This is a genomic window from Sulfitobacter sp. GN1-4, from assembly GCF_055693825.1.
On the sequence record NZ_JBVFUQ010000003.1, the window covers coordinates 2,021,730 to 2,035,024 of the forward strand.

Below are 13,295 nucleotides of genomic sequence, written 5' to 3' on the forward strand. Positions count from 1 at the left end.
CAAAATACTCAGAAAAATGTGTCGCGCAAGCTGATTTTCGCGCGTTGGAATGTGGGGCCTAGTCCTCACCGTTCTCAAGTTTGCTTTTCAGGGCGGCCAGTCCGGCGAAGGGCCGGGCGTCCTCATCCGTCATCGCTTGTGTGCCTGGCTCGGCATAAACCATCTGGCCCAACGCGGCGTCGTCCTTGCGCGGGTAGTCGGGGATGGCCAGGGCCGGGGCCTCTTGCATGATCACGGCTGGGTCTATCCAGACGGGCAGCGGCTCTGTGGTGTCATCCTCTGGCATCTCTGCCTCAGGCTCATCGGGGTCTTCGTAACCTTCGACAAAATGCCGTGTGACATCGATGTCGATCCGGGTGGTCACGGGCTCAAGCGTGACGACACAAGGCTGCACAACCGTCGCGCCCAGCTTGCCCGTCAACGTCCAGTCCGTCCGACCCGCCGGCACAACTGCGCCTGAAAAGCTCAGCTTGCGCAATCCATCCAACGCCAGCGTTTCTGCCAGAGCGTCCAATGCTGCCCGTTCTGGGCGCAAGGCAAAGGTGTTTTCGGAGGTTTGTGATAAATCAGCGACCCGCAGGGCCGTTTCGCTTGGGGCGTTACGCGCCATACCGGTCCAACTTTCGTTTCTTGAATACAAGGGGGTGCATGGTGTATGCGACATAAAAGCCAGATGTTGTAAGGGCAAGAGGGCAGCACACATGGGGATGAAAAGCGGATCTGTTCTGCGTGTGGCGGCCATTGCCTGTTTTGGTCTTGGCCTAGCTGGGTGCACAGCCCAGTACAGCAACCACGGTTATATCCCACCACAGGAAGAACTGGACCAGATTGAGGTCGGCGCTGACACCCGCGAATCCGTCGCGGAAAAGGTCGGCGTGCCTGCATCCTCAGGGGTTTTGAACGACAGTGGCTATTATTACGTGCGGATGCGGACCCGCTCCGTTGGCCCCATCCCGCCCAAAGAGATTGACCGCCAGGTCGTTGCCATCAGCTTTAGCGAAAGCGGTGTTGTTCAGAACGTCGAACGCTTTGGGTTGGAGCGCGGGCAGGTGGTGCCGTTGTCGCGGCGCGTGACAGAATCGTCTGTGCGTGACAATTCCTTCCTGCGCCAGCTTCTGGGCAACATCGGCCGCTTTAACCCCGCAGCCTTTGGCGGTTGATGCGGTGACGGTGGGGGCTGTGTTGCCGCGACAAGGCACACAGGTGGGCAGTATGATCGCCCTGACCAAAGGACGCTACCGGGCTCGGCAGGCCGAAACGCCTCAAGACTTGCGTGCTGCACAGGCCCTGCGGGCCAAAGCCTTTGGCCTTGAGACCGCATTGGATCAAGATCCCTTTGATGCGCAAAGCGTTCACATCCTGATCGAAGAAGACCGCACCGGTACGCTGGTCTGTTGCTACCGCTTGCAAGCGCTCAAGGGGGCCACGCTCAGCAAAAGCTACGCGGCACAGTATTATGAGCTGAGCGCATTGGAAGAATACGAGGGTGTGTTGCTGGAGATGGGCCGTTTCTGCGTGACTCCAAACCTGCGTGATCCTGATATTTTGCGCGTGGCCTGGGCGGCGATGACGGATTTCGTCGATCGCAATGATGTGAAGCTCTTGTTTGGGTGTTCGTCCTTTTCTGGTGTCCAAGCAGAGGCCTATCTGGATGCCTTTGCCATGCTACGAGCGCGCTACCTCGCCCCTGCGCGGTGGTTGCCGCGCGTGAAAGCCCCCGATGTGTTCCGCTTTGCCGCGCGTCTGCGGCGCAAGCCTGACGTGAAAAAAGCGATGCAGCATATGCCACCGCTGTTGCGCACCTATCTGATGATGGGTGGCTGGGTCAGTGATCATGCGGTGGTTGATCACCAGATGCAGACGTTGCATGTCTTTACCGGCCTTGAAATCGGCGCGATCCCGGACAGCCGCAAACATTTGCTGCGCGCCTTGGTCTAGGGGCAGCCCAGCAAAAACGCCGCTGGCCACGTTGACCTTATCCATGTCCGCTTGTAGCAGCGCGGGATGGCGCGTGCACCTTTACTCCAGCTCAACGACATCTCACTCACCTTCGGGGGAGACCCTGTGTTTGAGGCCCTGTCACTGGTCGTTCACAGCGGCGACCGCGTGGCGCTTGTGGGGCGGAACGGATCCGGCAAATCCACCTTGATGAAGGTGATGGCCGGTTTGGTTGAGCCTGACAGCGGTGAGGTGGTCGCCGGACCAGGTGTGTCGGTTGGATATATGGAGCAAGATCCTGATCTGACGGGCTATGAGACGCTGGGGGATTTTGCCTGCGCCACCTTGGAGCCCAGCGAAATGTACCGGGTGGAACGCGCAGGTGCCGGGCTCAAGTTCGATCCCGCACGGCCCGTGGCAACCGCCAGCGGGGGAGCGCAGACGCGCCGCACTGGCGCGGCTGATGGCCGAAGAGCCGGAGCTGATGCTGCTGGATGAGCCGACGAACCATCTTGATATTGAGGCCATCCGCTGGCTCGAAGATGAGCTGAAACAGACCCGCACCGCCTTTGTGTTGATCAGCCATGACCGCGCATTTCTGCGTGAACTTACGCGCGCAACCCTCTGGATTGACAGAGGAATGGTCAGAAGGCAGGAAAAGGGCTTTGCCGCCTTTGAAGCCTGGCGGGATCAGGTCTGGGAAGAGGAAGACACCCAGCGGCACAAGCTGAACCGTAAAATCAAGGCAGAGGCCCGCTGGGCCGTCGAAGGCATCTCTGCCCGGCGCAAGCGCAACCAGGGCCGCGTGCGTGCTTTGCAAGATCTGCGGGCCGAACGCGCCGCACAGATCACCCGGCAAGGCACCGCCGCTATGGCGCTGGAGGCCGGGCCAAAGTCAGGCCGCAAGGTGATTGAGGCCACAGGCATCGCCAAGCACTTTGGTGACAAAGAGATCGTCAGAAACTTCTCGCTCAAGGTGCAGCGCGGCGACCGCATTGCGCTGGTGGGGCCGAACGGCGTGGGCAAGACGACGCTTCTAAACATGCTCATAGGGCAAGAGACGCCAGATGAGGGCAGCGTGAGCTTGGGGACGAACTTGGCGCTCGCGCTCTTTGATCAGGCGCGTGCGCAGCTTGATGGTGACATGTCCTTGTGGGAATCCCTGACCGGGGACCCGGACATGCGCGTCTCGGGCAAGGCCGATCAGGTGCTGGTACGCGGTGCGCCTAAACATGTCGTGGGATACCTTAAGGAATTCCTTTTTGATGAGGCGCAGGCGCGCGCGCCTGTCCGATCCTTGTCAGGCGGAGAAAAGGCGCGCCTCTTGCTGGCCAAGATCATGGCGCGGGAAAGCAACCTGTTGGTTTTGGATGAACCGACAAACGATCTGGATGTCGAAACGCTGGATCTGCTGCAAGAACTGCTGGGGCAATACGACGGCACAGTGATCCTGGTCAGCCACGACCGCGATTTTCTGGACCGCGTGGCCGCGACGACCATCGCCATGGAAGGTGACGGCAAGGCGACGGTCTATGCGGGGGGCTGGACAGACTACCTGTCGCAGCGCGGTGAGGCAGAGCAGCCGGTTGATGCGCCTGCGGCCAAAAAGGCAGCCGCTGAGAAAGCGACGCCTAAGAAGGCGGAGAAGAAGGGCCTGAGCTTTACCGAGAAACACCGGCTAGAAGCGCTGCCTGCCGAGATGGAGCGGCTGGAGGCTGAGATTGGCAAGCTTGAAGAGCTGTTGTCAGATCCCGCGCTGTTCACGCGCGAGCCGGTTAAGTTTAACAAAGCCACGCAAGCCCTTGTGGAACGTCAAGAAAAGCTGTCAGCTGCTGAGGAAGAGTGGCTTACCCTGGAAGAGAAAGCCACGTCTTAACCTGGGGTCGGACCTTAACCCAATTGCACCAAGGCGTGCCGCTTTTTGCCCGCACTCAGCTTGACCGGCTTGGCCAGGCTTGCCGCATCCAGCATCAGGCCCGCGTTCGTCAACGGGGCATCATCCATCTTGGCCCCATTTTCAGCGATCAGGCGCTTTGCCTCTTTGCCTGACCCTGCCAGACCGGATTTCACGATCAGCTGCACGATTGAAATACCGTCGCCCACATCCGCAGCGCTGAGCGTCAGGGTTGGTAGATCATCGCCAATCCCGCCCTTCTCAAACACCTCTTTAGCGGTCGCTGCTGCCGCTGCCGCCGCGTCGGCACCGTGCAGCAAAGTTGTGACCTCATTGGCCAAGATGATCTTGGCCTCATTGATCTCGGACCCCTCAAGTGCGCCCAAGCGGTCACATTCCTCAACCGGCAATTCGGTGAATAGTTTCAGGAACTTACCCGTGTCTGCATCTGTCGTATTGCGCCAGAACTGCCAGAATTCATAGGCGCTTAGCATGTCGCCATTCAGCCAGACGGCGCCATTGGCCGATTTGCCCATCTTGCGCCCGTCTGACGTGGTCAGCAGGGGCGTGGTCAGCCCGTAAATCTCGGTCTCAAGCACCCGCCGGGTCAGGTCGATGCCGTTGACGATGTTACCCCATTGGTCCGATCCACCCATTTGCAGCAAACAGCCATAGCGGCGGTTCAGCTCCAGGAAGTCATAGGCCTGCAGGATCATGTAGTTGAATTCCAAAAAGGACAGCGATTGTTCGCGGTCCAGCCGGGATTTCACGCTCTCAAAGCTGAGCATGCGGTTCACAGAGAAATGCCGCCCGATGTCACGCAGGAAATCGAGGTAGTTCAAGCTGTCGAGCCATTCAGCATTGTTGAGCATCATCGCATCGGTCGGCCCGTCGCCATAGGCGAGGTATTTGTCGAACACCTGCTGCATGGCGGCGATGTTGGCGTCGATCTGCTCAGGCCCCAGGAGGGGGCGTTCGTCACTGCGAAACGACGGATCGCCCACTTTCGTGGTCCCGCCCCCCATCAGGGTAATGGGTTTGTGCCCACACTTCTGCAGCCAGCGCAGCACCATGATGTTCATCAGGTGGCCCACATGCAGGGACTGCGCGGTGGCATCATAGCCGATATAGGCGGGCACCACCCCGGCGGCAAAGGCTTCATCCAGCCCTTGATAATCGGTGCAATCGGCCAGAAAGCCGCGTTGCATCATTACGCGAATGAACTCCGATTTGGGGTGGTAGGTCATGGTCTCTTGCCTCAGCGTCGGTTTGCGAGGCATCTATAGGCAGAACACAAGCCGAGGGAAAGGCCCGGCGAGGGGCGGATGGGGCAATGAGCAAGGCAATTTCCAAAGAAGGACCGGTGACGGCACGGGGGGCGATGTCTGGCACATCGCTGGATGGTGTGGATGCCGCTGTCCTGGTGACTGATGGGCAAGACATCTTGTCCTTTGGCCCGACGGCCTATCGGCCTTACAGTGCTGAGGAGCGGGCGGTACTGGAGGCGGCTCTGGGTTCCTGGGACGGACCAGAGGTTGTGGCCGCCACGCAAGTCGTCGAGGCGGCCCATATCGCATTGCTGTCGGGGTTGGGCCCGGTGGATGTGCTGGGCTTTCACGGCCAGACCCTGGCCCATGCCCCACGAAGCCGGGGCACCTTGCAGGTAGGCGATGGCAACGCCCTTTCGCAGGCGTTGGGCTATCCTGTGGTGTGGGATTTCCGCACGGCTGACGTTGCCCTTGGCGGCGAAGGCGCGCCGCTGGCCCCGTTTTTCCACCACGCCTGCGCGCGTTTTGCCGGATTGTCCCAGCCGGTTGGGTTTTTGAACCTTGGCGGCGTGGGCAATCTGACCTGGGCGGATCCGCGCATGGCGGCCCCTGAAGCTGAAGGGGCGCTCTTGGCCTTTGACACGGGGCCTGCGAATGCGCCGCTGAATGATTTGGTGCACGCCCGTCTGGGGCAGGCCTACGATGCGGAAGGGGCGCTGGCGGCACAGGGTGAGGTGGCTTTGGGCGCGTTGGAGCTTTTTCTGGCCGAGCCCTATTTTTCGCGCATCCCGCCCAAATCGCTCGACCGGAATGATTTTGCCGAAATGGTCGGTCTGGTCACCGAGCTCAGCGATGCCGATGCCGCGGCCACGCTGACGGCGATGTGTGCCGCTGGCGTTGCAGAGGCGATGCAGCATTGTCCAAGCCTGCCGGAAGCGGTGTTTGTCACCGGCGGCGGCCGGCATAACCCGGTGCTGATGGAGATGTTGCGGGCAGGGCTTGATTGCCCGGTGCGGGCAGTCGAAGAGATCGGTTTGGACGGCGATATGTTAGAGGCGCAGGCCTTTGCCTATCTGGCGGTGCGGGTGGCGCGGGGGCTGCCCACGTCTTGTCCCGGCACCACCGGCGTGCGCGCGGCTGTAGGGGGTGGGCAGGTGAGCGTGCCGCGTTGACCGGCGGCGCTCCTTCGCCCTGACGGGCGGCGTCGCTGGGAGGCCCCGTGGTCCAGGGGGTTGTGGCTATTTTGGAGGCTTGTGTGTGGCGGTGAGGGCGGAGGGGCTTCGGGTCTCACCTTCCCAGAGAGATGGCGCCGCCCTTGATTGATCCCCTGCGCTGGCAGACAGCCATCCGCTTGCCAAGCAGAATAGCGGTTTCCCAGCACGCTGGGTCCCTCCGCGATTCAACTTGGCAACCGGCCGTCTGCCCGCCTGCCTGGTGCCCAAGCAAGGGCGGCGCCATCCCAGAGAAGATATCAGGGTTTGGCGCGTTGCAGCATGCCAAACAGATCGCGTGGATCGTCTGGATCGACCAACAGGTCGAGCGGGTGGAAAAGCCCGGTTTCGGCCACCTTGTCGCGGACATAGCGCAGGGCAGAGAAATCCTCGATTGCAAAGCCCACGCTGTCAAAGAGGGTGATTTGCCGGTCATCCCGGCGACCCGGTGCCTCACCGGTCAGGACTTTCCAGAATTCGGTGATGGGGTAGTCGGCTGGCATCTGCTGGATCTCCCCTTCGATCCAGGTTTGTTCGGGGAATTCTACAAAGGTGGTCGCGCGGTCAAGGATGGCGGGGGCGAGTTCTGTTTTGCCAGGGCAATCGCCGCCAATGGCGTTGATGTGCACGCCTGCGCCGATCATGTTGTCGGTCAAAACGGTCGCATTTTGCTTGTCAGCGGTGCAGGTGGTGATGATCTGCGCGCCCTGCATGGCCTCTTCGGCGCTTTGGCATGAGGTGACACGCAGCCCCTGTTCCGCCAAGTTGGCCGCGCATTTGGCGGTGGCGGCGGGGTCGATGTCAAAAAGGCGGACCTCTTTGATCCCGACCATGGCCTTCATGGCGAGGGATTGGAATTCTGACTGTGTGCCATTGCCAATCATTGCCATGACGGTTGCGCCTTTAGGGGCCAGAACCTTGGCGGCGAGGGCCGACATGGCCGCGGTGCGCAGGGCCGTCAGCAGGGTCATTTCGCTGAGCAGCACCGGATAGCCGGAGGCAACATTGGCCAGAAGGCCGAAGGCCGTGACCGTTTGCAGCCCGTCGCGGGTGTTTGCCGGGTGGCCGTTCACATATTTGAAGCCATAGACCTCGCCGTCCGAGGTGGGCATCAGTTCAATCACACCGGTTTCAGAATGGCTGCCAACCCTTGGTTTTTTGTCAAAGTGCGGCCAGCGCTTGAAATCAGCCTCAATGCACGCGGCGATGCCGCAGATCATCTCTTCGACACCGATGTGGTGCACCAGTTTCATCATGTTCTCCACAGAGATGAAGGGCACAAGCGCGTTTTTTGAGGGGGCAGGTAGGTCATATCATTTCCTTTAATAGGCGCGGGTTGGACGATCAAAGACGCGCCGTCCCAGCGCGGAGGCCGCCAGGTCAACCATCAGCGAAGCGGTCCGTCCGCGTTCGTCAAGAAAGGGGTTCAGCTCCACCAGATCGAGCGAGGTCATCAACCCGCTGTCATGCAGCATTTCCATCACAAGATGCCCCTCCCGGACGGTGGCACCGCCCGGCACGGTGGTGCCCACGGCGGGGGCCACGCTGGGGTCGAGGAAATCCACATCCAGCGAGACATGCAGCATCCCATTGGCGGCGGCGACTTTGCTCAGGAATGCATCAAGCGGGCGCGCGATGCCGTTTTCATCAATCTCGCGCATGTCCACATGGGTGATGGCGCTGTTTTGCAGGGCGCTGCGTTCTTCGGGATCGACAGAGCGCAGGCCGATGATGGCTACGTTTTCCTCTGGGACAGGTTGGGTGATGGCGGGAAAGCCGTCAAAGTCTGGCCTACCGGTCACATAGCCCAACGGCGTGCCGTGCAGATTGCCGCTTTGGGTGGTGGCGGTGGTGTGAAAATCCGTATGTGCGTCCAGCCACAACACAAAGAGCGGGCGCTTTTGGGTCTGTGCATGGCGCATGACGCCCCGCACGCTGCCTAAGGAAAGAGCATGATCGCCGCCCATGAAAACCGGCAGGCCCTCTGCCACGGCGGTCTCAGCGACCTCTGACAGCGATTGCGTCCAGGCGATGGTTTCCTCCAAGGCGATCAGGCGGTCATGGGGTTGCGGTGTGAAGGGGCGCGGCGCGACATTGCCGCGGTCTTCGACCTTGTGGCCCAGATTGGTGAGCGCCTCGGCCAGGCCTGCGGTGCGATAGGCGTCAGGCCCCATCAGACATCCCTTTCGGGTCTTGCCACAGTCCATCGGTACGCCGATCAGGATGCAGTTTTTTGTGCTCATGCTCAGGCCTCTTATTGCTATGGGTTACAGATATCGGGCCTTAGTGGTTATCGACAAGCTGCCAAATTGGTCTTATTGATCGGTAATTGATCAAAATGAGTGGTGGTTATGGACGAAATGGATCATCGCATCTTGTCGGCGTTGCGGCATGATGCACGCGCCCCGATTTCGGATCTGGCGCTGGCGCTCAATATCACGCGCACCACCCTGCGCACGCGCATCGCGAAGTTGAAGGAACGTGGTGAGATCGTGGGCTTTACGGTTGTGACCCGTGCCGATGTGACCCAAGACGCGGTGCGCGGGCTGATGCTGATCGGGATCGAAGGGGTGGGTACCGAACGGATCGCGCGTCAATTGGCTGGATTTCCTGAGGTGCGCGCGCTGCATTCAACCAACGGACGCTGGGATATCATTCTGGAGATTGGGGCGGAAACGCTGGAGGCGTTTGATCTTGTCCTCACCCGCATCCGGCGGTTGGAGGGCATAACGACAAGTGAGACAAACCTGCTGCTGCGGACCCAAAAGAAATCCTAACTCCTTTTGTCCTGGGCGGTGATCGCCTCAAGGTGGCTGAGTGCCAAAGGTGTCAATGCATCAGATACTGTCCAGTGTGGCGGACAGTTGCTCAGGTGCGCCCATAGCCTTTGCGCGCCGCCATAATCCACAAAGCCGTCAGGCCCAGCGCAAAGATCGCGTTCCACCCGGCCATAGAGAGGCCCAAAAACTGCCAGACGATTTCATCGCACATGATCACGCCAGCGGGGGCGTCCAGCGATAATAGGGCCGCCCCATCAAGCGCGCCCAGATCCTGTCCCCCACCGCTGCACGAGGATGGACCCGGCCAGAACTTCCACTCAACCCCGGCATGATAGGCCCCGATGGCCGCTGTGCTGAAAGCGGCCAAGCCACCAAGCCAGCGCAGGGCGCGGGGACCACCTGCAAGGATCGCGGCCCCAATCACAACAGCGGCGGCATGTGGCCAGCGCTGCCAAAGGCACATCTTGCAAGGTAAAAGCCCGCCAATGTGCTGGAACCCAAAGGCCCCGATCAGCAGCGCGGCTGAACCAAGCGTGGCCAAGAGTACAAGGGCGCGCGCGCTCATATAAACCTCACCAGGAAAAAGCCGCCGATGAGCAGGACCACAAAGAGCGTGAACATCAGCCCCAAGCGTTTTTCAATGAACGCTCGGATCGGCGCGCCGAAATACCACAGCAGGCCAGCCACGATAAAGAACCTCAGGCCGCGGGCCAGGATAGAGGTCACGATGAAGGTGCCCAGCGGCATCGCAGTCCAGCCCGACATGATGGTGATGACCTTGTAGGGAAACGGTGTGACGCCAGCCACCAAAACAGCCCAGAAGCCCACATCATTGAAGCGGGTTGAGAATTCGGCCATGGCGTCTGCCTTGCCCAGTGCCGCCAAGATCGGCTGGCCCAGCGCCTCATAGGCAAATGCCCCGATCGCATAGCCAAAAAGGCCGCCCAAGACCGACGATACCAAAGCGATGCCCGCAATCAGAAACGCCCTTTTGGGCTGTGCGATGATCATGGGGATCATGATGATGTCCGGCGGGATGGGAAAAAATGAGCTTTCCACAAAAGACACGATGGCCAGTGCCCAGAGGGCGTGGCGATGCTGTGCAAGGCTGAGGGTCCAATCGTAGAGGCGTTGTAGCATGGGGGCCTGTTTTGCGCGTGTACGCTGCAACACCACGTCCGACGCGGTGCGTCAAGGGTGCGTGGTATTTCGTGGCAAAATGCCCTTGCCCGGCGGCTTGATGCAGGCTAGACCCCCGCGCAGTGCCCAAGTGGCGGAATGGTAGACGCAGGGGATTCAAAATCCCCCGCCTTCGGGCGTGCCGGTTCGAGTCCGGCCTTGGGTACCACTGGCAAACCGCCAGCCGCTTTCCCCGACATCCTGAGTTTGTGGCTGGGTCCAGCTTGCTGGTTGGGCATATTGTCTAAAATGCGCTGCATATTTTCGGGGGATTTGGCGATTTGTGGGGCTCAGTTTGAGCTTTTTCCGAATGGTATTCATGATCGTATTTGGTAATGAAGTCAGATTGATAGAAGCCTATCTTCAACCAATTTCCGTGCGCCCGACGCGCTGTTCCACTTAACCCTGAATTAACTGTGCTCTCGATAGGTCCTTGGTTAATGCGCCCCTAAGTGCGGGCGCTTTGATGGCGTTTGCATGAGGGTCAAGGCGATGGCGAAGACGGGTTATTCAACGACGGCTGGGGCGGATAAGGGTATCGCGGCACCCCTCGATCCGTTGGCAAAACGGCCAGAGACTGCGACGCAAACAGAGCCTGCGCCTGATGAAGGCACCACAGGTGCCACCTCAACCACTGCGACAGCGGCCTCAACGAACCCAAGCACACCACCAGATGACCCGAGCATGCTGCTCAAGCTCCTGACGCTCCTGCGCGATGTCCTCTTTGGCCCCCGTGACACGGCGGAGGCAGCAGAAGACACCAGCCCAGAGCAGACCGTGACCCCGGACCAACCTGAGACCGGGGTGGCTGAAAAAGAGCCGATGGGTGAAAGCATCACTTTGGGTTTCCAATCCACACAACCTGACCCCGCCATGGCGGACATCGGTAAGACAGACCCGAAATTCGCTGAGACCAAAGACGACAAACGTTCCGACAGCACAACAGATGACAAAGACAAAACCATCGACCTCTCAACAGTTGGCGCGCCAGATCGGGGGTATCCAGGTCTGACGCGGATGGGCTGGGGTTCGACCCTGACGCCGATCCTGAAGACAATCGCGACTTTATTCAGGGCGGGCAGGGCGATGATGACATCCGCGCAGGCGATGACCGCGATACGGTGCTGGCTGGTGCCGGCGCGGACAGCGTTGATAGTGGATTTGACGATGATGAGATTGATGGCGGTGCCGATGATGACCGCCTGGTCGGCGGCGAAGGCGCCGATACCATTCTGGGCGGCTCTGGCGATGATGTGATCTTTGCCGGGAACGATCCTGCGCGGGTGCCTGATGGGTTCAACATCGAAGATGTCGCCGGGCCTGACACCTCTGATTTTGCGCCGGACCGCGATCCCGAAAATGGCCGCGATTTTGTCGATGGCGGATCGGGCGATGATGAAATCTATGGCGCTGATGACAGCGACACGCTGCTGGGTGGCAGCGGGGATGACACAATAGACGGCGAAATTGACGATGACCTCATTTTTGGGGGCACGGGCGACGATGTGCTGCGCGGCGGCCAGGGGGACGATACAGTCTTTGGTGGTGCGGGCCGCGACGTATTTACCGATGTCACAGCTGGTGATGTTCTGGATGGCGGAAGCGGTGCAGAGGATTTCGATACGCTGGATTTGCGCGGCTCAGCCGCACCAGATGGGGCGCTGTCGGTCACCTATACCTCGGACAGCCGTGAAGACGGGTTTGTCCAGTATTTCAACAGCGACGGTGACGAAACGGGTCAGCTGACCTTTACCGAAATGGAAAGCGTCATCAGTTGTTTTGTCACGGGCACCCAGATTGCGACACCCATGGGCGAACGCAGGATCGAAGATCTGAAAGTGGGCGAGCGGGTCATCACCCGCGACAACGGGTTGCAGATCATTCGCTGGACCGGCGCGCGCCGGGTCAAGCCACGCGATTTCCGGGCGCATCCTGAATACCAGCCCATCCATATCCCCAAGGGTGCCTTGGGTCATGGGGCCCCCTTGCGCAGCCTGACCGTCTCGCCCAACCACCGGCTGTTGATCACAGGCAACCGGGCGGCGCTCTATTTCGAAGAGAATGAGGTGCTCGTTGCCGCAAAACACCTGGTCGGCTTTCGCGGCATCCGCCAGTTGCAAGAGCAAGAGCTGACCTATCACCACATCATGTGTGACCGGCACGAGGTGATCTTGTCTGAGGGTGCCTGGACCGAGAGCTTTCAGCCCGGTGATATGTCTCTTGGTGGCGTCGATGCCGCACAAAGGGATGAGTTGTTTTCCCTGTTCCCAGCCTTGGCGACCAGACAGGGGTTGCAAGACTATGCCGCAGCACGCCGCTCGCTCAAGAAACACGAAGCGAAACTCATTCTGGAGGATGTCTAGGGGCGACCGGGCAGCGTCAGCCGGGCCTGTCGTCCTGACCCAAGCGCCAACGCGCCCAGTCTTCGGGCGTGTCTAAATCCAAAGTTGCGTGCCGACCGGGCAGGCGGATCAAGCTCACCGCGCCTTTTGCGCGCTGCACAACAGAGCGGCCCCCGTCATCACCCTGTAAGGCCTGTAATTGCGGGAAAAGGGCTGCGCGAAAAACGATGGGGTGGCCCGGTTGTCCATCCTCAGACGTACCGCGCCAGATCAGCGTATCTGACGTTAAATCAACAGCTTCCAAGACGGTGCGAAAGTCATTTGCCTGCAGATCTGGTAAATCAGCCAGGACAATAAGCACAGCTTGGCAGCCTTGCGGCAGGGCTGCAATCCCCGCAGCGATGCTGCGCCCCATGCCCCGGGCTGCATCAATGACGGCCACCGGGGTTGCATCCAAGCCCTCTAGGGCGGCGTAACGGGCATGAGGTCGCGCGGGCAGGGCCACTAAAACAGGGCCGTCTGTGGCTGCCTGCGCCCGCAGCACCTGTTGCCGCAACAAAGGGATGCCGGAGATATCTTCCATCAACTTGTCGGCCCCGCGCATGCGCGTGGAGGCTCCTGCGGCCAGGATGAGGATGGGGAATGTCACCTGCGTCATGCCCTAGGGTAGCCCGGGGATAGGG

At 60.3% G+C, this 13,295-nt stretch carries 14 protein-coding genes and 1 tRNA gene; 8 read left to right on the forward strand and 7 right to left on the reverse strand.

Translation table 11 applies throughout. The annotated features are described in order from the left end of the window. Positions 1–58: 58 nt before the first annotated feature. Complete coding sequence (locus ACZ1HM_RS10525) at positions 59–610, reverse strand: YceD family protein (RefSeq protein WP_472742730.1); 552 nt, start codon at positions 608–610, stop codon at positions 59–61. A gap of 97 nt (positions 611–707) precedes the next feature. Here ACZ1HM_RS10525 and ACZ1HM_RS10530 point away from each other — a divergent pair, with 97 nt between their 5' ends. The 4 genes from ACZ1HM_RS10530 (at position 708) to ACZ1HM_RS10545 (ending at position 3,814) form a co-directional block, all read left to right on the forward strand. Beyond that, positions 708–1,160 carry an outer membrane protein assembly factor BamE gene (locus tag ACZ1HM_RS10530; RefSeq protein ID WP_472742731.1) on the forward strand — a complete coding sequence of 151 codons (453 nt, stop codon included), beginning with the start codon at positions 708–710 and terminating at the stop codon, positions 1,158–1,160. 52 nt (positions 1,161–1,212) lie between these two features. Beyond that, entirely contained in the window at positions 1,213–1,938 is a 726-nt protein-coding gene (locus ACZ1HM_RS10535; RefSeq protein WP_472742732.1) for a GNAT family N-acetyltransferase, read from the forward strand. A 66-nt stretch (positions 1,939–2,004) separates the two neighbouring features. After that, positions 2,005–2,436, forward strand: a complete 432-nt coding sequence (locus tag ACZ1HM_RS10540; RefSeq protein ID WP_472742733.1) for an ATP-binding cassette domain-containing protein — start codon at positions 2,005–2,007, stop codon at positions 2,434–2,436. Next, entirely contained in the window at positions 2,402–3,814 is a 1,413-nt protein-coding gene (locus ACZ1HM_RS10545) for an ATP-binding cassette domain-containing protein (protein WP_472742734.1), read from the forward strand. Before ACZ1HM_RS10540 ends, ACZ1HM_RS10545 begins: the two co-directional genes overlap by 35 nt. A gap of 14 nt (positions 3,815–3,828) precedes the next feature. Here the strand turns inward: ACZ1HM_RS10545 and tyrS are convergent, their stop codons facing one another. Beyond that, positions 3,829–5,079, reverse strand: coding sequence for a tyrosine--tRNA ligase (gene tyrS / locus ACZ1HM_RS10550; RefSeq protein WP_472742735.1), 1,251 nt, complete (start codon positions 5,077–5,079; stop codon positions 3,829–3,831). An 86-nt stretch (positions 5,080–5,165) separates the two neighbouring features. Between tyrS and ACZ1HM_RS10555 the strand changes: the two genes are divergently transcribed. Next, positions 5,166–6,272 (forward strand): anhydro-N-acetylmuramic acid kinase, encoded by a 1,107-nt coding sequence (locus ACZ1HM_RS10555; RefSeq protein ID WP_472742736.1) that lies wholly within the window; start codon positions 5,166–5,168, stop codon positions 6,270–6,272. Positions 6,273–6,571: 299 nt separating this feature from the next. Here ACZ1HM_RS10555 and ACZ1HM_RS10560 read toward each other — a convergent pair whose 3' ends face one another. Beyond that, positions 6,572–7,591, reverse strand: coding sequence for an ornithine cyclodeaminase (locus ACZ1HM_RS10560; RefSeq protein ID WP_472742737.1), 1,020 nt, complete (start codon positions 7,589–7,591; stop codon positions 6,572–6,574). Positions 7,592–7,633: 42 nt separating this feature from the next. Beyond that, entirely contained in the window at positions 7,634–8,554 is a 921-nt protein-coding gene (rocF, locus tag ACZ1HM_RS10565; RefSeq protein WP_472742738.1) for an arginase, read from the reverse strand. Between the two features lie 108 nt (positions 8,555–8,662). Between rocF and ACZ1HM_RS10570 the strand changes: the two genes are divergently transcribed. Continuing rightward, positions 8,663–9,088, forward strand: a complete 426-nt coding sequence (locus ACZ1HM_RS10570; RefSeq protein WP_472742739.1) for an Lrp/AsnC family transcriptional regulator — start codon at positions 8,663–8,665, stop codon at positions 9,086–9,088. Between the two features lie 91 nt (positions 9,089–9,179). On the opposite strand, the gene ACZ1HM_RS10575 is transcribed toward ACZ1HM_RS10570, so the two are convergent. Further along, positions 9,180–9,656 carry a disulfide bond formation protein B gene (locus ACZ1HM_RS10575; RefSeq protein WP_472742740.1) on the reverse strand — a complete coding sequence of 159 codons (477 nt, stop codon included), beginning with the start codon at positions 9,654–9,656 and terminating at the stop codon, positions 9,180–9,182. Beyond that, positions 9,653–10,231 carry a YqaA family protein gene (locus tag ACZ1HM_RS10580; protein WP_472742741.1) on the reverse strand — a complete coding sequence of 193 codons (579 nt, stop codon included), beginning with the start codon at positions 10,229–10,231 and terminating at the stop codon, positions 9,653–9,655. Before ACZ1HM_RS10580 ends, ACZ1HM_RS10575 begins: the two co-directional genes overlap by 4 nt. A gap of 124 nt (positions 10,232–10,355) precedes the next feature. Between ACZ1HM_RS10580 and ACZ1HM_RS10585 the strand changes: the two genes are divergently transcribed. Together ACZ1HM_RS10585 and ACZ1HM_RS10590 are read left to right on the forward strand one after the other, a co-directional pair. After that, positions 10,356–10,439: transfer RNA gene (locus tag ACZ1HM_RS10585), tRNA-Leu, on the forward strand. A 952-nt stretch (positions 10,440–11,391) separates the two neighbouring features. Further along, the gene (locus ACZ1HM_RS10590; protein ID WP_472742742.1) at positions 11,392–12,633 is read left to right on the forward strand and encodes a Hint domain-containing protein; all 1,242 of its coding nucleotides are present in this window, start codon (positions 11,392–11,394) and stop codon (positions 12,631–12,633) included. 16 nt (positions 12,634–12,649) lie between these two features. Here the strand turns inward: ACZ1HM_RS10590 and ACZ1HM_RS10595 are convergent, their stop codons facing one another. Beyond that, entirely contained in the window at positions 12,650–13,270 is a 621-nt protein-coding gene (locus ACZ1HM_RS10595) for a nucleotidyltransferase family protein (RefSeq protein WP_472742743.1), read from the reverse strand. Between the last annotated feature and the right edge of the window lie 25 nt (positions 13,271–13,295).

Coding starts and splice junctions, on each gene's coding strand:
- ACZ1HM_RS10545 (WP_472742734.1), top strand. CDS start 2,402: ATGGCCGAAGAGCCGGAGCTGATGCTGCTGGATGAGCCGACGAACCAT.
- ACZ1HM_RS10580 (WP_472742741.1), bottom strand. CDS start 10,231: ATGCTACAACGCCTCTACGATTGGACCCTCAGCCTTGCACAGCATCGC.
- ACZ1HM_RS10530 (WP_472742731.1), top strand. CDS start 708: ATGAAAAGCGGATCTGTTCTGCGTGTGGCGGCCATTGCCTGTTTTGGT.
- ACZ1HM_RS10535 (WP_472742732.1), top strand. CDS start 1,213: ATGATCGCCCTGACCAAAGGACGCTACCGGGCTCGGCAGGCCGAAACG.
- ACZ1HM_RS10595 (WP_472742743.1), bottom strand. CDS start 13,270: ATGACGCAGGTGACATTCCCCATCCTCATCCTGGCCGCAGGAGCCTCC.
- rocF (WP_472742738.1), bottom strand. CDS start 8,554: ATGAGCACAAAAAACTGCATCCTGATCGGCGTACCGATGGACTGTGGC.
- tyrS (WP_472742735.1), bottom strand. CDS start 5,079: ATGACCTACCACCCCAAATCGGAGTTCATTCGCGTAATGATGCAACGC.
- ACZ1HM_RS10540 (WP_472742733.1), top strand. CDS start 2,005: ATGGCGCGTGCACCTTTACTCCAGCTCAACGACATCTCACTCACCTTC.
- ACZ1HM_RS10555 (WP_472742736.1), top strand. CDS start 5,166: ATGAGCAAGGCAATTTCCAAAGAAGGACCGGTGACGGCACGGGGGGCG.
- ACZ1HM_RS10575 (WP_472742740.1), bottom strand. CDS start 9,656: ATGAGCGCGCGCGCCCTTGTACTCTTGGCCACGCTTGGTTCAGCCGCG.
- ACZ1HM_RS10570 (WP_472742739.1), top strand. CDS start 8,663: ATGGACGAAATGGATCATCGCATCTTGTCGGCGTTGCGGCATGATGCA.
- ACZ1HM_RS10525 (WP_472742730.1), bottom strand. CDS start 610: ATGGCGCGTAACGCCCCAAGCGAAACGGCCCTGCGGGTCGCTGATTTA.